Source organism: Enterobacter cloacae complex sp. S1 (genome assembly GCF_014930525.1).
GTDB lineage: Bacteria > Pseudomonadota > Gammaproteobacteria > Enterobacterales > Enterobacteriaceae > Enterobacter > Enterobacter hormaechei_C.
Window position 1 is genome coordinate 65,482 of sequence record NZ_JADBRE010000018.1, and the last position, 21,321, is coordinate 86,802.

Consider the following 21,321-nt stretch of genomic DNA (forward strand, 5'->3'; position numbering starts at 1 on the left):
CCGGAACCGCGTAGAAGTTACTGCACTAACGCGAGCAGTTCCTTGAGCAAATGTTCCGGCTGTTCGCCGCTGAGTTCAGCGTCAACCGGCAGATACCACCAGTTTTCTTTCGCAAAGGCCCGGCATTTTACCGCGTCTTTTTCCGTCATGATCAGCGTCTGGCCCGGCGCTGCCAGCCTTTCAACCTCTTCGGCAACTAACGCCTGGTGATCGGCAAGCGGTACTCGTTTTTCCAGCCGCGCGCCGCACTGCTCCAGCGTTGCGAAGAAACGCGGCGGATGACCTATACCGGCCATCGCAACCAGATGTTCCAGTTGCGCGACGTCTATGCGCTCGCCGGTCAACATATTCACGGCCTGTCCGGGACGAAGATACATCGGGATTTCGCCCGCTCTGGCTTCACCACCGTTCACAATCACGGCATCGACGCTCTTCAGGCGCGACGCTCGCTCACGTACAGGACCGGCTGGCAGCCACCAGCCGTTGCCAAAACGCCGCACGCCGTCAATGACCACGATCTCTTTGTCTCGCGCCAGCGCGTAATGCTGCAAACCATCATCGGTAATAACGATTTGTACGTCATGCTCCGCAAGCAGTGCCTTCACGGCATCACTGCGCACCGGCGATACCGCAACCGGCGCGCCGGTACGCTGGTAAATCAGTACCGGCTCATCACCGGCTTCAGCGGTTGTCGTAGCTGGGCTCAGCACCAGTGGATACTGCGCCGCTTTACCACCGTAACCGCGTGAGACAACTCCCGGGCGGATACCGCGCCTCTGGAGCTGTTCTACCAGCCAGATCACCACCGGGGTTTTGCCGTTTCCACCCGCCGTCAGGTTGCCGACCACCACCACCGGTACCGGTGCGCGCCAGGCGCGCTTGATCCCGAGGCGGTAAAGCAGACGAATAGCACCGCTCACCAGGCCATACAGCCAGGAGAGCGGGAGAAGCAGCACCCACAGAGGGGATTCACCCGACCAGATGCGTGCAATCATTGACCGAACTGCATTTTATGAAGCTGCGCGTAAACACCACGCTGTTCCAGCAGGTCCGCATGGCTGCCGCGTTCAACGATCACGCCATCTTCCACCACCACGATTTCGTCAGCCTGTTCGATGGTCGACAGACGGTGCGCGATAACCAGCGAGGTACGGTTTTTCTGTAATTCATCCAGAGCAGACTGAATAGCGCGTTCAGATTCCGTATCCAGTGCGGACGTTGCTTCATCGAGGATCAGAATCGGGCTGTTGCGCAGCAGCGCACGGGCAATCGCGATACGCTGACGCTGACCACCGGAGAGCAGCACCCCGTTTTCGCCAATGATCGTATCCAGACCGTTATCCATTTTGTTAATGAAGTCCATCGCATAGGCCATACGCGCCGCATTCTCAATCTCTTCACGGCTGTACTCTTCGGTACGGGCATACGCAATGTTGTTCGCCACCGTATCGTTGAACAGATGCACGTTCTGCGAGACCAGCGCGACCTGGTTACGCAGCGACTGGAGGGTATATTCCCGCAGGTCGTGACCATCAAGCAGGATCTCGCCCTGGTCGATATCGTAGAAACGGGTAATCAGGCTGGCAATGGTCGACTTGCCCGAACCGGAACGACCGACCAGCGCGACGGTTTTACCCGCCGGGATGGACAGGCTGATATCACGCAGCGCCGGCACTTCACGGCCTGGATAGGTAAAGGTGACGTTACGGAATTCCAGGTCGCCTTTAGCGCGCTCGATCACGCGTGTTCCTTCATCTTTTTCCTGTTCGGAATCGAGGATGCTGAACAGCGTCTGACAGGCTGCCATCCCGCGCTGGAACTGGGCGTTGACGTTAGTCAGCGATTTCAGCGGACGCATCAGCGCAATCATGGATGAGAACACCACGGTAATGGTACCCGCAGTCAGGGTTTCCATGACGCTCGGGAAACTGGCGGCATACAGGACGAAGGCCAGGGCCAGAGAGGCAATCAGCTGAATGATCGGATCGGAAATCGACGAGGCCGATACCATTTTCATTCCTTGCAGGCGCATTCTGTTGCTGACCTTGTCAAAGCGTTTGGTTTCGACTTCCTGACCGCCGAAAATCAACACTTCCTTATGGCCTTTCAGCATCTGCTCGGCGCTGGTCGTCACCTGCCCCATCGTATTCTGCATATTTTTACTGATGTTGCGAAAACGCTTTGATACCACGCGGATAGCGATGGAGACAATCGGCGCCAGCACAATAAGGATCAGCGAGAGTTGCCAGCTGTAATAGAACATCATCGCGAACAGACCGATGATGGATGCGCCTTCACGCACAACGGTAATCAGTGCGCTGGAAGAGGACGACGCCACCTGCTCTGAATCGTAGGTAATACGCGACAGCAGGGTGCCGGTTGACTGTTTGTCAAAGAATGAGACCGGCATCCCCATCATATGGCTGAATAATCGACGGCGCATGGTCATCACCACTTTACCGGATACCCAGGAGATGCAGTAGCTGGATACATAGCTGGAGATTCCGCGTAAGATCATCAGCCCAATAACCACCAGCGGCATCCATAGCAGCACTGAACGATCCGTTTTACCGAAACCGTCATCCAGTAACGGTTTGAGAAGCGATAACATAAACGTATCGCTGGCTGCGTTGAGGATTAACGCTACGCCCGCCACGATCAAGCCTGTTTTGAAAGGAGCAATCATCGGCCAGAGCCGGCGGAACGTTTGCCACGTGGAGAGATCTTTGTCGTTATGCATTCAAAAAACCAGCATTTGTTGAAATAGCCGCATATTCTACCCGTTATCTACGGGCGCGCCAAACCACTGATGATACCAACGCGGTAAATAGTGTTCGCGTAAGCGACGAATTTGCCGACTATGGTGCGAAAAGGTCACAGATATCTGCCCGGACTGCGGGGTATCAAGCCAGAGATATCCCTCCGTTCGATAGCGCCGGACCACTTTAATAGAAGGGAAACGCCACGCGTTATAGCGGGCCATCGAGGCCAGCGAAACCTGCCCCTCTACGCGCTGTAGCAACGGTGTTGAAGATGACGTGTTACTTCCATGATGCGGCACCTGAATCAGTGTAGACGCAAGCTGACGCCAGCGGTGGCTCAGCATTGCCAGTTCTGCCTGCGCTTCAATGTCTCCGGTCAGTAAAACGCTCTGTTCGCCGTCATCGATTTTTACCACGCAGGAGCGGTTGTTACCTTTCGCCGAGGTGTTTTCGGGTGGCCAGTGCACGGAGAACGTTAAACCCTGCCACTGCCATCGCTGTCCTCGAAAGCACGGAAGATGTCCGGACCAGGATAAGGGGCTCCTGATCCACATTGCGGGCCAGGCAGCTTTTAGCGATTCCAGTCCCCCCGCGTGGTCGAGATGTTCATGGCTCAGGATCACCCCTTCCGGTTTTAGATGATGCCAGCGTAGCCAGGGGATAATCAGCTGCTGCGCACTGTCCCCACCGGGCCATGCCAGCCCGGTGTCATACAGAATGGCCTTCCCGTGACGCTCAATGACCATCGCCAGCCCCTGCCCTACATCCAGCATATGCAGGGACCAGCTGTCTGTTTTAACCCTGTGCCAGAGGGGAAAGGCCAGCACCACGCTGCCTGCCAGACAGACTGCGGGGGCTGCGCTGAAGGCCCTGAATCGCCAGCCAATGATCAGCAGCCACGGCAGTAACGTCAGGTATTGCCAGCGTTCATCAACGTCCTGCCAGCCATTCGGTAATTTCATCAATAGCCAGAAAAGCCCTGCCAGAGATTTATCGGCAGCCAGCCAGACGATACTTTCCAGCGCAGCGACCGGAAACAGATGCAGAAACATGCCGAGCAGGATCAGCGGAACTGAGATGAACGTGACCAAGGGAACGGCAAACAGGTTCGCCACCAGCGAGGAGAGACTGAAACCATGGAAAATCAGGACCTGAAGCGGCAACAGAAGCAGCAGCATTCCGACCTGCAAATACACTAGCGTCGCCAGCGACCGCAGGCACCGGCCACGTTGCCAGTGCGGGAGAGGCAACCACTGATACCAAAAAATAAGCGCGGCGACCGCAAACGCTGACAACGCCAGGCTTTGTGACAGTACCGCCAGTGGATCGAAAAACAGGATCGCCGCCACGCAGGTAAGCCATACCTGACAGGGCGACCACTGGCGACCACTCATTTTTAATGCAGCCAGTACCGCAAGCGCGTTAACCGTACGCAGCGCGGGCGGCTGCAAGCCCGTTAGCCATGCGTAAAAGGCGGCAAAAATCAGCCCTGTCAGCAAGGGGATTTGCCAGATAATCCAGCGGCCCGGCAGGAAGAACTGGATGCCCCGCGCCAGAAACCATATTACAGAAGCGGCCAGCGCAATATGCAATCCTGAGATTGCCATCAGATGCATCGTTCCGGTATCACGCATCAGGTTTTTTATCTCCCGCGAGACCGACAGCCGCTCCCCCATCCCCAGCCCCAGGATCACGGGTCCCCACTGATATGCTGAAAGAGTATTCTGTAGTGATGTCAGGTATTGCGCACGCAGACTACAGCGTTCGTCAACGAGCGCCGCATGGGTAAACCGTCCACTCAGCGTCTGGTGTCGGGCAAAGGCATTTTTCTGTGAATCATAGCCGCCATCGTTGAGTTCTCCGTGTACCGCCCTGAACCGCAGGGTCATTGCCCAGCGTTGACCCACGCAGACGTTTTGCGGCAGATAGTTGCCATACAGCGCCACGCCCATGGCAGCCCACACGCGTTCTCCATTGAGGCTGACAATTCTTCCCTGATGCATCGTTGCGCCGTCCGTTGCGGTAATGACCACCTCGGCCTGCTGCGGTGCTTGCGTTAAATAGTTCATCGGCCACACGCTTTCCTGAGCGGCCAGGATCCCCCAGCACATAAAAAGCAATGCGAGTCCTGAAAACCTGAGCCATTTTCTCTGCTGTACGGATAACGCAATTCCTGCGGCAATCAGCAACCAGACAAGATGCAAATCTGGCAAAACGGGTAACCAATAGAGCGGGATTATGGCCAGAATGGCGCACATACTGATAACGTGGATCCCCATCTTCACCTCCATGTTTCAGGCGATTATGCGGCGGGACTGATGCGTCGTCAGACAGGAAAGACGTGATTTACAGCAGGCGCTGCAACGTTTTTAAGCGCTTACAGCAAAGAGAAAATTAAAATGCGGCGCGTATTCAGAAATGCAGGGGCGGGATACAAAAAAAGCACCCTAAGGTGCTTTCTTTAAACTCAGTTTAACCCTGATGATTAAACTCAGTTACCGTAAATATTGGCGCGATCGCGCAGTTCTTTACCCGGCTTAAAGTGCGGAACATACTTTCCTTCCAGCTCCACTTTATCGCCAGTCTTCGGGTTACGCCCGGTACGTGGTGCACGATAGTGCAGAGAAAAACTACCGAAACCGCGGATTTCAATGCGCTCGCCCTGGGCAAGAGTGGTAGCCATATGCTCCAGCATCTCTTTAACGGCATCTTCCACAGCCTTGGCAGGGATATGCGGTTGCTGACTGGCAAGTCTTTCAATCAATTCTGACTTGGTCATGATTCCTCCGGTTCCTTTCAAACCCATTAGCTGAACAGCTTATTAAACAAGGGCGGCCGTAGCCGCCCTTTGTTATTGATTACAGGACGAATCCTGCAATCTGTCAAGTCTGCTCTCCATCCTTCGCGCTGTAAATGCGTTACAGCTCAAATGATGGTGCGAACCTGAACTTACTCGCCTTTAGCTGCTTTGAAAGCTTCAGCCATTGCGTTGTTAGAGAAGTTTGCATCTTCCTGTTTGTTCACAGTTGCGATTGCATCTTTCTCATCAGCTTCGTCTTTAGCACGAACAGACAGGCTGATTGCACGGTTCTTACGGTCAACACCGGTGAACTTAGCTTCAACGTCGTCACCAACGCTCAGAACCAGAGTTGCATCTTCAACGCGGTCACGTGAAGCTTCGGAAGCGCGCAGGTAACCTTCAACGCCGTCAGCCAGTTCTACGGTTGCGCCTTTAGCGTCAACAGCAGTCACTTTACCGTTTACGATTGCGCCTTTCTTGTTCAGTGCAACCCAGTTGTTGAACGGATCTTCTGCGAGCTGTTTAACGCCCAGGGAGATACGCTCACGCTCTGCGTCAACTTGCAGAACAACTGCTGCGATTTCGTCGCCTTTTTTGTATTCACGAACTGCTTCTTCGCCTGCAACGTTCCAGGAGATGTCAGACAGGTGAACCAGGCCATCGATGCCGCCGTCCAGGCCGATGAAGATACCGAAGTCAGTGATAGACTTGATTTTACCTTCAACACGGTCGCCCTTGTTGTGGGTTTCCGCGAACTGCTGCCATGGGTTGTTTTTGCACTGCTTCAGGCCCAGGGAGATACGACGACGTTCTTCGTCGATATCCAGAACCATCACTTCCACTACATCACCAACGTTAACAACTTTGGATGGGTGGATGTTTTTGTTGGTCCAGTCCATTTCGGAAACGTGCACCAGACCTTCAACGCCTTCTTCGATTTCAACGAAGCAGCCGTAGTCAGTCAGGTTGGTAACGCGACCAGTCAGTTTAGTACCTTCTGGGTAACGCTTAGCGATAGCTACCCATGGATCTTCGCCCAGCTGTTTCAGGCCGAGGGATACACGAGTACGCTCGCGGTCGAACTTCAGCACTTTAACAGTGATTTCGTCGCCCACGTTCACGATTTCGCTTGGGTGCTTAACGCGTTTCCACGCCATGTCGGTGATGTGCAGCAGGCCATCAACGCCGCCCAGGTCAACGAATGCGCCGTAGTCAGTGAGGTTCTTAACGATACCTTTGACTTCCATGCCTTCCTGCAGGTTTTCCAGCAGCTGATCGCGTTCTGCGCTGTTTTCGGATTCGATAACGGCACGACGGGAAACAACAACGTTGTTACGCTTCTGGTCCAGCTTGATTACTTTGAACTCAAGCTCTTTGCCTTCGAGGTGCAGGGTGTCACGGACTGGACGAACGTCTACCAGAGAACCTGGCAGGAACGCACGAATACCATTCAGCTCAACAGTGAAGCCACCTTTAACTTTGCCGTTGATAACACCGACCACAGTTTCAGCTTCTTCGTAAGCTTTTTCCAGCGTGATCCATGCTTCGTGACGTTTAGCTTTCTCACGAGACAGCAGGGTTTCGCCGAAGCCGTCTTCTACTGCGTCCAGAGCAACGTCAACTTCGTCACCAACCTGGATTTCCAGCTCGCCCTGGGCGTTTTTGAACTGCTCAGCCGGGATGGCAGACTCAGATTTCAGACCGGCGTCAACCAGTACAACGTCTTTGTCGATAGCAACAACAACGCCACGAACGATGGAACCCGGACGGGTTTCGATTTCTTTTAAGGATTCTTCAAACAGTTGAGCAAAAGATTCAGTCATGTTTAATCTTCAGGTTAATATTAACGTCCACCTGGCTCCGTGCCGGATGGGGTTGTTTCACATACCCGCCGTCAATCCATTGCAGCGGGGGTACTGCTAAATCGGTCGCGATTACGCGAGTGCCAGTTTTTGGCGCGCATATTGTAGCGCTTTTTCAATCACTTGCTCAATAGTTAAACTGGTTGAATCCAGCACTAATGCGTCTTGCGCGGGAACAAGTGGTGCGACGGCGCGGTTACGATCGCGGTCATCGCGCTCTTTTATCTCGGATAAAAGGCGATCAAAGTTAACACTAAACCCCTTTTCCTGCAACTGAAGCATGCGGCGTTGAGCACGTTCTTCTGAAGAGGCGTCAAGGAAAATTTTCACTGGCGCATCGGGGAATACCACGGTTCCCATGTCGCGGCCGTCGGCGATCAGCCCCGGCGCTTCACGGAAACCGCGCTGGCGACGTAACAGCGCTTCACGAACGCGTGGGAAAGCCGCCACCTGAGAGGCCGCATTGGCCACTTCTTGCGTACGGATTTCACCGCTGACATCTTCCCCTTCCAGGATCACTTCAAGGTTGCCATCGGTCGAGACAAAGCGCACATCCAGATGCGCAGCCAACGGTACCAGCGCTTCTTCAGACGCAACATCCACATGATGATGCAGCGCAGCCAGCGCCAGCACGCGATAGATTGCTCCCGAATCTAAAAGATGCCATTGCAATGCTTCCGCCATCGCTTTGCACAGAGTACCTTTCCCTGCGCCACTTGGCCCATCAATGGTGATTACCGGGGCAATTGCCGTCATCTTTTTCTCCTTAATTAAGGCATACCGTTTACATGAACGCCGCGCATTATACGCGCCAACGTGCGCAACTGTTACCTTTGCGTGCAAATTACGGAATGATTGAAGCAGAGTGTAGAAGAAATGAAAGAGGATGAGTGTCAGAAAGCGTAAGGAAATGCCGCATCAGGTGATGCGGCATACGATCATCAGGCCAGGGTGCTAATGCGCGCCAGCTGTTCGAAGTAGTCCGGGAACGTTTTTGCCGTACACTTCGGATCAAGGATAGTGACTGGCGTATCTGACAACGCCACCAGCGAGAAACACATCGCCATGCGGTGATCGTTGTAGGTGCCAATTTCTGCAAATTGCAGTTTTGCCGGCGGCGTGACGCGAATGTAGTCTTCGCCCTCTTCTACCTCGGCCCCCACTTTACGCAGCTCGGTTGCCATCGCGAACAGGCGGTCCGTCTCTTTCACACGCCAGTTGTAAATGTTTCGCAGCGTGGTGGTGCCTTTCGCAAACAGCGCAGCGGTGGCAATGGTCATCGCCGCATCCGGAATATGGTTCATATCCATATCGATGGCGTTCAGCTCACCGTGGGTGCAGGAGATGAAGTCATCGCCCCAGGTCACCACCGCGCCCATTTTTTCCAGCACGTCAGCAAAACGGATATCGCCCTGCACGCTGTTGCGGCCAATGCCCGTCACTTTAACCGTACCGCCTTTAATCGCGCCTGCGGCAAGGAAATAGGAGGCGGATGAAGCATCGCCTTCAACCAGGTAGTGGCCCGGGGAGTGATACTGCTGCGCTCCGCGCACCACGAAACGCTGATAAGACTGGTTTTCCACCTCAACACCAAAGGTGTTCATCAGGTGCAGGGTGATATCAATGTACGGCTTAGAAACCAGGTCGCCTTTAATGTTGATGACGGTGTCCTGTGGTGCCAGCGGTGCGGTCATCAGCAGCGCGGTCAGGAACTGGCTGGAAACGCTACCGTCAACCTCAACATTGCCGCCAGTGAATCCCCCGCGCAGACGCAGGGGCGGGTAATTTTCCTGCCCAAGATAATCAATCTGCGCGCCGCCCTGACGCAGGGCATCCACCAGATGGCCGATCGGACGCTCTTTCATTCGCGGCTCACCGGTCAGCACAATATCGTTACTCCCCAGACACAGCGCTGCGGCCAGAGGACGCATCGCGGTACCGGCGTTACCCAGGAAAAGCTCCAGCGCTTCAGCAGAATGTAACGCGCCGCCGTTACCGGTGACTTCACAACGGGTACGATCGTCAGACAGCGCGTACTGAACGCCCAACGCTTTCAGTGCATTGAGCATATGGCGCACGTCATCGCTGTCCAGCAGATTAGTGAGGACGGTGGTGCCGTTTGCCAGAGCTGCCAGCAGCAGAGCGCGGTTCGAGACACTTTTTGAACCAGGCAGATTAATGGTGCCATCTACCCGCGCGATAGGTTGTAACGTCAGGGATTCCATGAAACTCAACTCTCAACTCAACATAATAAAAACCCCGCAGGAACGCTGCGGGGGTGAAAAACAGCCAATTAACCGTGACGACGTTCGAAGTCGATCATGAAATCAGTCAGGGCTTTAACGCCCTCAAGCGGCATGGCGTTATAGATAGAGGCGCGCATTCCGCCTACCACACGGTGGCCTTTCAGCGCATGCAGACCCGCCGCGAAGGACTCTTCCAGGAACACGTTATCCAGGTTGCTGTCCGCCAGCTGGAACGGCACGTTCATGCGCGAACGGTTAGTTTTGGCGACATCGTTACGGTAGAAATCGCTCTTGTCGATCACGCCGTACAGCAGTTCAGCCTTTTGCTGATTGATCTTATCCATCTGCGCCACACCGCCTTTTTGCTTCAGCCATTTGAAGACCAGGCCGGAGAGATACCAGGCAAACGTTGGTGGGGTGTTGAACATGGAATCGTTGTCGTTCAGGACGGTGTAATCCAGAATTGACGGGCAAGACTTATGGGCTTTCCCCAGCAGGTCTTCACGCACAATAACGATAGTCAGACCCGCAGGACCGATGTTTTTCTGGGCACCCGCGTAGATGACGCCGTAGCGGCTGACATCCAGCGGGGTGGACAGAATGGTTGAAGAGAGATCCGCCGTCACAATGACATTTTCGCCAAAATCTGGCTCTTCGTGAATGGCAATACCGTCGATGGTTTCGTTCGGGCAGTAGTGAAGATACGCGGCGTTGTCAGAAAGCTGCCACTCACTCATCGGCTTCACGGCGCGCAGACCGTCAACGGTCACTTTGGCATCGATGACATTCGGCGTGCAATATTTGTGCGCTTCTTTTACCGCACTGGCCGCCCAGTAGCCGACATCAACGTAATCAGCGGTGGTTTTGTCGCCCAGCAGATTGAGCGGGATACCCGCAAACTGGCCGCGTCCACCGCCGTGACAGAACAATACTTTGTAGTTCGAGGGAATGTTCAGCAGATCGCGAAAATCCTTTTCTGCTTCTTCCGCCACCTGAATAAACGCTTTACCCCGGTGGCTGACTTCCATCACCGACGTACCCAGACCGTTCCAGTCACACAGCTCCTGTTGAGCCTGTTTGAGCACGTCTGCCGGTAACATTGCCGGACCTGAACTGAAATTAAAGACTTGAGCCATTTCCCCTCACCACGCTAAAAGCCATAAGTTATAACTGTGGATATCGGTTTTATCATTCAGTGACACGCGCCGCAATGTCTAAAACTGATGGCCGAAGAAATGTGCCCCTCGTCACACAATACAATCTACCGTACCGTTGTCACAAAACCGACAAAATCGCTGTCAGGTGTTACGTTTAGCCCGGCTAACCTTCGTCCATTCTGGATTCGTACAGCGGGGGCATAATTGATGATCGCCCGCCTGCATAACCACGACATGACTACATTTTATGCAGGCGTACTCGCCCGCTTCAGGTACAGTTTTGTATCGCTCGATGAGCATATCCGGCAGGATGCACAGGCCGGGCTTCACCTCATCGTCGGAATAGTAATAGACGCTGATTTGACCATTCGTTTCCATAATCGCCAGACGCACCTGCCCCAGTTGCTCAACGCTGCTCAAACGGAGTTCCATAAAGAACTCAAACTCCGTCATATTGGCGCTTTGCACATTCTCCCAGGCCAGTTGACCATCTTCGACAATCACCACCGGCTTCCCTTCGAGCAGATCTTCCAGTTTCTCACTTTTCGACATCAGCCACATGACCAGCCGGTACAGCAGTGCAAGCGTCACGAAGACGATAAAGACCGGCACCATCGGCACATCGTCATAAAAGGCAACGTCCCCTGCCGCCGACCCCAGCGTCAGGATGATCAGCACTTCAAACAGCGACATCTGCCGCACGCCGCGACGTCCGGTGATTTTCAGAAACAGGAAAACGAGTACAAAGGTGTACAGGCTGCGCAGCGCCACTTCGCCTAAAAACTCAGGAGGGACTTTATCAAACGCCATCCGCTGGAGATCGAAAGCTTTCATTTTTCTATGCCTTAACAGTAGGTTACTGCTTATAAGCATAGTCCAGCCATTTATTTTCGCCGGAGATAGCACCCGTCACGCAAAACCCGTATCATTGCGCGCTTTACGTACGATAAAAGTGAACGCCATGACTCAAACGTTTATCCCCGGCAAAGACGCCGCTCTGGAAGATTCCATCGCTCGCTTCCAGCAGAAACTGACCGACCTGGGCTTTAATATCGAAGAAGCCTCCTGGCTGAATCCGGTGCCTCACGTCTGGTCCGTGCATATTCGCGACAAAGACTGTGCGCTGTGCTTTACCAACGGTAAAGGCGCGACCAAAAAAGCGGCGCTGGCCTCTGCGCTGGGTGAGTATTTTGAGCGTCTGTCCACCAACTACTTCTTCGCCGACTTCTGGCTGGGCGAAACCATTGCCAACGGTCCGTTCGTTCACTATCCGAACGAAAAATGGTTCCCGCTGACCGAAAACGATGAACTGCCGGAAGGCATTCTCGATGCCCGCCTGCGCGCGTTCTACGATCCGGAAAACGAACTGACCGGCAGCATGTTGATCGACCTGCAATCCGGCAATGAGGATCGTGGGATCTGCGCCCTGCCGTTCACCCGTCAGTCTGACGAGCAGACCGTTTATATCCCGATGAACATCGTCGGCAACCTGTATGTGTCTAACGGCATGTCTGCCGGTAATACCCGCAACGAAGCGCGCGTGCAGGGATTGTCTGAAGTTTTCGAACGTCATATCAAAAACCGCATTATTGCTGAATCCATCAGCCTGCCGGAGATCCCGGCTGACGTGCTGGCGCGCTACCCGGGCGTGGTGGAATCCATCGCCAAACTGGAAGCAGAAGGTTTCCCAATCTTTGCTTATGACGGCTCTCTGGGCGGCAAATATCCGGTTATCTGCGTGGTACTGTTCAACCCGGCAAATGGCACCTGTTTCGCCTCCTTCGGCGCGCACCCGGACTTCGGCGTGGCGTTGGAGCGTACCGTAACCGAACTGCTGCAAGGTCGTAGCCTGAAAGATCTCGATGTCTTTACTCCGCCAACCTTTGATGACGAAGAAGTCGCCGAGCACACCAACCTCGAAACGCACTTCATCGACTCCAGCGGTTTGATCTCCTGGGATATGTTCAAACAGGACGCGGACTATCCGTTCGTGGACTGGAGCTTTGCCGGTACGACGGAAGAAGAATTCGCCACCCTGATGGCGATCTTCAACGCGGAAGATCAGGAAGTCTACATTGCCGACTATGAACACCTCGGTGTTTACGCGTGCCGTATTATTGTGCCAGGTATGTCGGACATTTATCCGGCAGAAGATTTATGGCTGGCGAACAACAGCATGGGCGCACATCTGCGTGAAACCCTGCTGGCCCTGCCAGGCAGCGAGTGGGATAAAGAAGATTATCTGAACCTGATCGCCCAGCTGGACGAAGAAGGACACGATGATTTCACCCGCGTGCGCGAACTGCTGGGTCTGGCGACCGGAAAAGATAACGGCTGGTACACCCTGCGCATCGGCGAGCTGAAAGCGATGCTGGCGCTGGCGGGCGGCGATCTGGATCAGGCTTTGGCCTGGACCGAGTGGACGATGGAGTTTAACCAGTCCGTCTTCTCCGCCAAGCGCACAAACTATTACCGTTGCCTGCAAACGCTGCTCCTGCTTTCTCAGGAAGACGACCGCGAGCCATTGCAGTATCTGAACGCATTTGTACGTATGTACGGTGCGGATGCCGTTGAAGCTGCCAGCGCGGCGCTGAGCGGTGAAGAACCATTCTACGGCCTGCAAGCGGTTGACAGCGATCTGAAAGCCTTCCCGGCGCATCAGTCACTGCTGAATGCGTATGAAAAATTGCAGAAGGCAAAAGCCGCTTACTGGTCAAAATAAGCGCATATAACATTAATGGCTGTAGGCGTATTCAATCGCCTGAGCTATATTACGGGGCAATTTCATTGCCCCTTTTTTTTATTTTTCCGCAATGACGTTTAATTGTAATAATTAAGTTAACCACGGGTAAATATAAAAACGCTTACCTGAGCTTTACTGTTACTAATTATAATAAATACTCCATTTTAATTAACTGTTCCACGGGAGGCTGAAGGAAAAAATTCAACTCTTTTCATAACTTTTAAAATTTATTTTTATACGGATAATCAAATACTTACTCCGCTTTTGCTGTAAAACCATACACACTGCGGGCCTATAAGCCAGGCGAGATATGATCTATATCAATTTCTCTTCTATAATGCTTTGTTAGTATCTCGTCGCCGACTTAATAAAGAGAGAGTTAGTGTGAAAGCTGACAACCCTTTTGATCTATTACTCCCCGCTGCGATGGCGAAAGTTGCCGAAGAAGCGGGTGTCTACAAAGCCACGAAACATCCGATGACGACGTTCTTTCTGGCCATTACGGCTGGGGTGTTCATCTCCATCGCTTTCGTCTTCTATATCACAGCCACCACCGGCACTGCCGGGATGCCTTTCGGCATAGCGAAACTGATTGGTGGTATCTGCTTCTCACTGGGCCTGATTCTCTGCGTCATCTGCGGCGCCGACCTCTTCACCTCAACGGTGCTGATTGTGGTGGCAAAAGCCAGCGGAAGAATTACCTGGGGTCAACTGGGGCGCAACTGGCTCAACGTTTACGTTGGCAACCTGATTGGCTGTCTGCTCTTTGTTCTGTTGATGTGGCTCTCTGGCGAGTATATGACCGCCAACGGCGGCTGGGGGCTTAACGTCCTGCAAACCGCCGACCACAAAATGCACCATACATTTATCGAAGCTGTTGCTCTCGGCATCCTCGCAAACCTGATGGTCTGCCTGGCGGTCTGGATGAGCTACTCTGGTCGTAGCCTGATGGATAAAGCCATGATTATGGTTCTGCCGGTTGCGATGTTTGTTGCCAGCGGCTTTGAGCACAGTATTGCGAATATGTTCATGATCCCGATGGGGATTGTTATCCGCAACTTTGCAAGCCCGGAGTTCTGGACTGCTGTAGGTTCAACCCCGGAAAGTTTTTCACACCTGACTATTATGAACTTCATTACTGATAACCTGATCCCCGTCACTATCGGGAACATTATCGGTGGGGGTCTGTTAGTTGGGTTGACATACTGGGTCATTTACCTGCGTGGCGGCGATCATCATTAATGGTTGTCTCAGGCAGTAAATAAAAAATCCACTTAAGAAGGTAGGTGTTACATGTCCGAGCTTAATGAAAAGTTAGCCACAGCCTGGGAAGGTTTTACGAAAGGTGACTGGCAGAATGAAGTCAACGTCCGTGACTTCATTCAGAAAAACTATACCCCGTATGAAGGTGACGAATCCTTCCTGGCTGGTGCGACTGACGCAACCACCAAGCTGTGGGACAGCGTAATGGAAGGCGTTAAACTGGAAAACCGCACTCACGCGCCAGTTGATTTTGACACCTCCGTTGCTTCTACCATCACTTCTCACGATGCTGGCTACATCAACAAAGCCCTTGAGAAAATAGTTGGTCTGCAAACTGAAGCACCACTGAAACGCGCAATCATCCCGTTCGGTGGTATCAAAATGGTTGAAGGTTCCTGCAAAGCGTATAACCGCGAGCTGGACCCAATGCTGAAAAAAATCTTCACCGAATACCGTAAAACCCATAACCAGGGCGTATTCGATGTTTACACCAAAGACATTCTGAACTGCCGTAAATCTGGCGTTCTGACCGGTCTGCCAGATGCCTATGGCCGTGGCCGTATCATCGGTGACTACCGTCGCGTTGCGCTGTACGGTATCGACTTCCTGATGAAAGATAAATACGCACAGTTCGTCTCTCTCCAGTCTGACCTGGAAAACGGCGTAAACCTGGAAGCGACTATCCGTCTGCGTGAAGAGATCGCTGAACAGCACCGTGCGCTGGGTCAGATCAAAGAGATGGCGGCTAAATACGGCTGCGATATCTCTGGTCCTGCAACCAACGCTCAGGAAGCTATCCAGTGGACCTACTTCGGCTACCTGGCCGCTGTTAAGTCTCAGAACGGTGCAGCAATGTCCTTCGGCCGCGTATCCACCTTCCTGGATGCGTACATCGAACGTGACCTGAAAGCAGGCAAAATCACCGAACAAGACGCTCAGGAAATGATTGACCACCTGGTCATGAAACTGCGTATGGTTCGCTTCCTGCGTACCCCAGAATATGATGAGCTGTTCTCTGGTGACCCAATCTGGGCAACCGAATCTATCGGCGGTATGGGCGTAGATGGCCGTACTCTGGTAACCAAAAACAGCTTCCGCTTCCTGAACACCCTGTACACCATGGGTCCTTCTCCGGAGCCGAACATCACCGTTCTGTGGTCTGAAAAACTGCCTCTGAACTTCAAGAAATTCGCCGCTAAAGTGTCCATCGACACCTCTTCTCTGCAATACGAGAACGATGACCTGATGCGTCCTGACTTCAACAACGATGACTACGCTATCGCTTGCTGCGTAAGTCCAATGGTTGTTGGTAAGCAAATGCAGTTCTTCGGTGCGCGTGCAAACCTGGCGAAAACCATGCTGTACGCAATCAACGGCGGCGTTGATGAAAAACTGAAAATGCAGGTTGGTCCTAAGTCTGAACCGATCAAAGGCGACGTGCTGAACTATGACGAAGTCATGGAGCGCATGGACCACTTCATGGACTGGCTGGCTAAACAGTACGTGACCGCGCTTAACGTTATCCACTACATGCACGACAAGTACAGCTACGAAGCCTCTCTGATGGCGCTGCACGACCGTGACGTCGTTCGCACCATGGCGTGTGGTATCGCAGGTCTGTCCGTTGCGGCTGACTCCCTGTCTGCAATCAAATATGCGAAAGTTAAACCAATTCGTGACGAAGATGGTCTGGCTATCGACTTCGAAATCGAAGGCGAATATCCGCAGTTTGGTAACAACGACGCTCGCGTTGATGACATGGCGGTTGACCTGGTAGAACGTTTCATGAAGAAAATTCAGAAACTCACTACCTATCGTAACGCTATCCCGACTCAGTCTGTTCTGACCATCACCTCTAACGTTGTGTATGGTAAGAAAACCGGTAACACCCCAGACGGTCGTCGTGCTGGCGCGCCATTCGGCCCAGGTGCTAACCCAATGCACGGTCGTGACCAGAAAGGTGCGGTTGCCTCTCTGACCTCCGTTGCTAAACTGCCGTTTGCTTACGCGAAAGATGGTATCTCTTACACCTTCTCTATCGTGCCAAACGCGCTGGGTAAAGACGACGAAGTGCGTAAAACTAACCTCGCGGGTCTGATGGATGGTTACTTCCACCACGAAGCGTCCATCGAAGGTGGTCAGCACCTGAACGTGAACGTGATGAACCGTGAAATGCTGCTCGACGCGATGGAACACCCTGAGAAATATCCTCAGCTGACCATCCGCGTATCTGGTTACGCAGTACGTTTTAACTCCCTGACGAAAGAACAGCAGCAGGACGTTATTACTCGTACTTTCACTCAGTCCATGTAAGTGGAATTGACTGAAATCACGCGTTAAAAAGCGTACAATAAAGGCTCCACGCAAGTGGGGCCTTTTTAACACCCTCGCTTTATCAGTCTCTTTTGTCCGCTATCTATACTTAATGGATAACAGCCAAAACAGACTCGACATAGCCTTTGAGCTGTGCATCTACATAGGCCCCCGGATGGGCCAAATTCGGAGATATCACCGCAATGTCAATTATTGGTCGCATTCACTCCTTTGAATCCTGTGGCACCGTCGATGGCCCGGGGATCCGCTTTATCACTTTCTTCCAGGGCTGCCTGATGCGCTGCCTGTACTGCCATAACCGTGACACCTGGGACACCCATGGCGGTAAAGAAGTCACCGTTGAAGATCTGATGAAAGAGGTGGTGACCTATCGCCACTTCATGAACGCGTCCGGCGGTGGCGTGACGGCATCCGGCGGTGAAGCCATTCTTCAGGCTGAGTTTGTGCGCGACTGGTTCCGCGCCTGCCACAAAGAAGGCATTCATACCTGCCTCGACACCAACGGCTTTGTGCGCCGTTATGATCCGGTTATTGATGAACTGCTTGAAGTGACCGATCTGGTGATGCTCGATCTCAAGCAGATGAACGATGAGATCCACCAGAATCTGGTTGGCGTTTCAAACCACCGTACGCTGGAATTTGCCAAATACATTGCCAATAAAGGCGTCAAGACCTGGATCCGCTACGTGGTGGTGCCGGGCTGGTCAGATGATGATGACTCTGCACATCGTCTGGGTGAATTTACCCGGGATATGGGTAACGTGGAGAAAATTGAACTCCTGCCCTATCACGAGCTGGGTAAACATAAATGGGTGGCGATGGGTGAAGAGTACAAACTCGATGGCGTGAAGCCGCCGAAAAAAGAGACGATGGAGCGCGTCAAAGGTATTCTTGAGCAGTATGGCCACAAGGTCATGTATTAACGAAAAGGCCCGGAGAAAACCGGGCCTTTTTATATTCTATTTAAAGACGCCGTTAATAACGGAAGTCACAATCGCCGTACTCAGCGCAATTAAGACCAGGTCGTTACCTACCACGCGCCATTCATAGCCCGGATAAGAAGGAAGCTGACCCAGCATATCGGCTGGCACGGTTTTCTTCGCAATGCCCGGAGGCAGTGGCTTACCGCGCGCCAGGTTTTTCGCAATACCCGGAGGCAGAGAGTCGTAGCCCGTTAAGCCGTAATTCAGTGCCAGATGGCGGGCATGATCGAAGCTTACGCGAGCATCCACATCATTACCGACATCTTTGCTGTTTTTAAAGCTCTTATCCGATTTCCCAGGGTTATCCTGACCGTTATTGTGTTTATTACCATGGTTACCAGCGTTCCCGTTACCATGATTGCCACTATTACCTTGTCCGCCACCATTTCCGTTTCCTGGATTAGCCATGGCCGGAGCCGTTGCAAACGTTAAAGCCAACACTACGGCAAGTGCTGTAGTGGAAAAACGACGAGTAGACATGATTGCTGCCTTTTAGTGGTATAACTCATTTGAATTATCGCCAGGCAGTAAAAACTCACAATAAGTAAAAGTCTTATATGTGACAGGGACAAAAAAGCCTGTCATCGACAGGCTTTTAATAAGTCAGGCATGGGCCACTGGCGTTGGATGTTCGCCCACTTTGCGCAGCAGCATTAACAGATAAATAAACGACACGCTGGCGATCATAATAAACAGCAGATTGTCAGAATAATTTTGCATGAGCATAGCGGTAAAAGTCGGCCCCAGTAAACTGCCGATGGTGTAACTCAGCAACAAAGCCTGGTTCATTGCAACCAACTGGTGATGCTCAACTTTCTCACAGGCCCAGGCCATCGCGACCGGATAGAGCGTAAAGCCCGCAGCTCCCAGAATGAACAGCGCAGGCGCCATTGCGGCGTTGCTGAGCATGGCGAGACAGCCCATGATGACCACGAAAACCTGGACGCGCAGCACCAGCAGACGACCAAAGCGGTCCGCCAGGCGGCCAATCGGCCACTGCCCGACAATCCCCGCGCTGACCATCACCGCCATCCAGAAACCGATCCCGGAATCACTGACGCCCTGATGGTTAAGATAAAGCGGCATCAGACCATAGAGCGAGCCCAGCACAATCCCGGAAATAATGCAGCCGTTAACCCCCAGACGCGCCTGGCGCAGTCTCAGCATCGGCCAGACGTGGGTGGCTTCCTGATGTTCGCTGTTTTGGTTCACAATACGGGTAAAGAGCAGCGGCAGGATCGCCGCCAGCACCATGCCCGTCACCCACGGCAGCACGCTCATCAGGTCGGTTGGTAGTTTGCTGACCATCAGTTGTCCCAGAACGGTACCGACGTAGTAAACCATCATATAGGCCGCCAGCAGACGCCCGCGGTTACGGGACGTGCCGCTGCACATTAGCGCACTTTCAACCACCACCCAGATCATGGCGCAGCCGACGCCCGCAATAAAGCGCCAGACCATCCAGCTCCAGAAGCCGACCATCAGACCTAAACCGGCGCAGCCGACGGCAAAGATCAGCGACGCCAGATAATAACTGCGGTTAAAACCAAAGCGCTTAATAAGGCTGCCCGTTAATAAGGTGCCCAGCAGATTGCCCGTAAAAAAGGACGAGCTAACCATACCCACCTGCCAGGTCGGTAAGTTTTCATGGGCGAGCCATAGCGGGACGAGTGTGTTTAACACCGCGATCGCCAGGGTCAGCAAAAGCAGGCCACAGAGCAACAAAAGCACCGGGCGGGTATAGGTGGTCATGGATTAAAAACCGTGAGGAAGTTCAGATTTCGTGCGCATCATGCCACTGGCAAAAACAAAGTCAATCCACCGGTTCATGCGTCACGCACGTTATGCGCCTTGTCGATTTAAAAAACTCATCCTGCTAATGCAAAGCCTGCTACTGATATTAATTATCTATTTGTTTTTATTTATTTCCGGGAATTTTTACAACGAAACATCAGTCGAAAAATTTCATGAATGAAAAAAGAAAAGCCGGGCGCTATGTCCCGGCTTTTTATAACAAAATCTAAAATTAGCTGGCGATAGCCATACCGACCGTCATATGCAGACCGTAAAATACGCCGCGACCAATTAACTCCCCTGCCAGCACCAGCACAAAGGCCAGGGACAGTAACGGCAGCGCAGGCGAGTAACCTTTAAGCTGAGGGGCAATCCAGCACACCAGCGCCGCCGTCAGCAGCACCACACGCCAGGCCATCAGCGAACCGTAATCCGGCACCAACGCCGAAGCCTGCTGGATAGAGCTGTGAATGGTCGCCAGCTCCGCTCCCTGCATGAGTGCGACAACGGTACTGATTACCAGCGCCAGCAGCGAGACCGCGGGCAGCAGACGCATCGCCCAACCATTAATGCCAGCCACACGCAGCAGCAGATAACCCAGCAGCGGCCCGCCAATAAACATGGTCAGGAAGAAGCTCATCGGCGTCCAGACGCTATACCAGGTCGGAACGGTATCGATGGTGTTGTACACCCGGACCATCATCCAGACGAAGACAACGCCCAGTACCATGGTGACGATGAGCCACAACGCGCGTAACCCTGAAGGCAGCTTTTTCAGCGCTGCCAGTAACCACCCCAGCCCACCAACGGCAAAGAAGATTGCCCCGCTGGCAATCTCGTTACTCAGCGAAGAGGCACCTACACGGTTCAGGGAGTTAAACGCGCGCATCGGTGAGCCCAGGTGCAGCGTAGAGGCGATAAACCCAACGCCCATCAACACCCACAGGCCAAACATGCTTAACACCAAACGCTGCTGCTGTTCAGCATTGAGGTTCCCTTTTAACAGCGCCAGCGCAAGGACGATAAACCCGCCCGCCACGCACTGCCCAAAGACCGTGAAGATCATCAGCGGCCATTCATGCCATCCACTTCCCATCTCACACCTCCTTCGGGTTTGCCAGGTAGCCGGTGGTGTCACCCGTCGGACGGCTGTTGGCGTTAGGTTTAATCACAATACTCGGCTTCGTGAAGTGCGCAGACGGCAGCGGCGCGACGGCAGCAAGCTGGCCGTGTTTTTTGCGCAGCTTCTCAATCGGGCCAAAGTCCAGCGCGCGCAGCGGGCAGGATTCGACGCAGATGGGCTTTTTGCCGTCCGCCACGCGGCTGTGGCAGCCATCGCACTTGGTCATGTGGCCTCTGGCGGCATTGTACTGCGGC

The 21,321-nt window shown here is 53.3% G+C and carries 17 protein-coding genes; 4 read left to right on the forward strand and 13 right to left on the reverse strand.

Features of this window, described 5'->3' with window-relative positions:
• Positions 1-17: 17 nt before the first annotated feature.
• From lpxK to IM290_RS13530, 9 genes are all read right to left on the reverse strand, one after another.
• Entirely contained in the window at positions 18-995 is a 978-nt protein-coding gene (lpxK, locus tag IM290_RS13490; RefSeq protein ID WP_193041622.1) for a tetraacyldisaccharide 4'-kinase, read from the reverse strand.
• Complete coding sequence (gene msbA / locus IM290_RS13495; protein ID WP_017693697.1) at positions 992-2,740, reverse strand: lipid A ABC transporter ATP-binding protein/permease MsbA; 1,749 nt, start codon at positions 2,738-2,740, stop codon at positions 992-994. The genes lpxK and msbA overlap by 4 nt, the downstream gene beginning before the upstream one ends.
• Before the next feature lie 36 nt (positions 2,741-2,776).
• Positions 2,777-5,041, reverse strand: a complete 2,265-nt coding sequence (locus IM290_RS13500; RefSeq protein WP_193041623.1) for a ComEC family protein — start codon at positions 5,039-5,041, stop codon at positions 2,777-2,779.
• A gap of 212 nt (positions 5,042-5,253) precedes the next feature.
• Positions 5,254-5,541: an integration host factor subunit beta gene (ihfB, locus tag IM290_RS13505; protein ID WP_003858233.1), complete on the reverse strand. Its 288-nt coding sequence runs from the start codon at positions 5,539-5,541 to the stop codon at positions 5,254-5,256.
• Between the two features lie 170 nt (positions 5,542-5,711).
• Positions 5,712-7,385 carry a 30S ribosomal protein S1 gene (gene rpsA, locus IM290_RS13510; protein ID WP_003858235.1) on the reverse strand — a complete coding sequence of 558 codons (1,674 nt, stop codon included), beginning with the start codon at positions 7,383-7,385 and terminating at the stop codon, positions 5,712-5,714.
• Positions 7,386-7,496: 111 nt separating this feature from the next.
• A complete protein-coding gene (gene cmk, locus IM290_RS13515; RefSeq protein WP_015570968.1) occupies positions 7,497-8,180 on the reverse strand; it encodes a (d)CMP kinase in 684 nt (227 codons plus the stop codon).
• Between the two features lie 185 nt (positions 8,181-8,365).
• Positions 8,366-9,649 carry a 3-phosphoshikimate 1-carboxyvinyltransferase gene (gene aroA, locus IM290_RS13520; protein ID WP_193041624.1) on the reverse strand — a complete coding sequence of 428 codons (1,284 nt, stop codon included), beginning with the start codon at positions 9,647-9,649 and terminating at the stop codon, positions 8,366-8,368.
• Between the two features lie 68 nt (positions 9,650-9,717).
• The gene (serC, locus tag IM290_RS13525) at positions 9,718-10,806 is read right to left on the reverse strand and encodes a 3-phosphoserine/phosphohydroxythreonine transaminase (RefSeq protein WP_193041625.1); all 1,089 of its coding nucleotides are present in this window, start codon (positions 10,804-10,806) and stop codon (positions 9,718-9,720) included.
• A gap of 162 nt (positions 10,807-10,968) precedes the next feature.
• Positions 10,969-11,661, reverse strand: coding sequence for a DUF421 domain-containing protein (locus IM290_RS13530; protein ID WP_017693700.1), 693 nt, complete (start codon positions 11,659-11,661; stop codon positions 10,969-10,971).
• 127 nt (positions 11,662-11,788) lie between these two features.
• On the opposite strand from IM290_RS13530, the gene ycaO reads away from it, so the two are divergent.
• The 4 genes from ycaO to pflA all read left to right on the forward strand — a co-directional run bounded on the left by ycaO (position 11,789) and on the right by pflA (position 18,090).
• Positions 11,789-13,549 (forward strand): 30S ribosomal protein S12 methylthiotransferase accessory factor YcaO, encoded by a 1,761-nt coding sequence (ycaO, locus tag IM290_RS13535; RefSeq protein WP_193041626.1) that lies wholly within the window; start codon positions 11,789-11,791, stop codon positions 13,547-13,549.
• A gap of 405 nt (positions 13,550-13,954) precedes the next feature.
• Positions 13,955-14,812: a formate transporter FocA gene (gene focA, locus IM290_RS13540; RefSeq protein WP_017384832.1), complete on the forward strand. Its 858-nt coding sequence runs from the start codon at positions 13,955-13,957 to the stop codon at positions 14,810-14,812.
• A 51-nt stretch (positions 14,813-14,863) separates the two neighbouring features.
• Positions 14,864-17,146, forward strand: coding sequence for a formate C-acetyltransferase (gene pflB / locus IM290_RS13545; protein WP_015570975.1), 2,283 nt, complete (start codon positions 14,864-14,866; stop codon positions 17,144-17,146).
• Positions 17,147-17,349: 203 nt separating this feature from the next.
• Positions 17,350-18,090 (forward strand): pyruvate formate lyase 1-activating protein, encoded by a 741-nt coding sequence (gene pflA, locus IM290_RS13550; RefSeq protein ID WP_003858250.1) that lies wholly within the window; start codon positions 17,350-17,352, stop codon positions 18,088-18,090.
• A gap of 36 nt (positions 18,091-18,126) precedes the next feature.
• On the opposite strand, the gene IM290_RS13555 is transcribed toward pflA, so the two are convergent.
• From IM290_RS13555 to IM290_RS13570, 4 genes are all read right to left on the reverse strand, one after another.
• Positions 18,127-18,630, reverse strand: a complete 504-nt coding sequence (locus IM290_RS13555; protein ID WP_193041627.1) for an anti-virulence regulator CigR family protein — start codon at positions 18,628-18,630, stop codon at positions 18,127-18,129.
• 123 nt (positions 18,631-18,753) lie between these two features.
• Positions 18,754-19,902, reverse strand: coding sequence for an MFS transporter (locus IM290_RS13560; protein WP_003858254.1), 1,149 nt, complete (start codon positions 19,900-19,902; stop codon positions 18,754-18,756).
• 274 nt (positions 19,903-20,176) lie between these two features.
• Positions 20,177-21,040 carry a dimethyl sulfoxide reductase anchor subunit family protein gene (locus tag IM290_RS13565; RefSeq protein WP_047051721.1) on the reverse strand — a complete coding sequence of 288 codons (864 nt, stop codon included), beginning with the start codon at positions 21,038-21,040 and terminating at the stop codon, positions 20,177-20,179.
• Position 21,041: 1 nt separating this feature from the next.
• Positions 21,042-21,321 (reverse strand): 4Fe-4S dicluster domain-containing protein (locus IM290_RS13570; protein ID WP_370532099.1); only part of this gene is annotated, 280 nt, incomplete at its 5' end.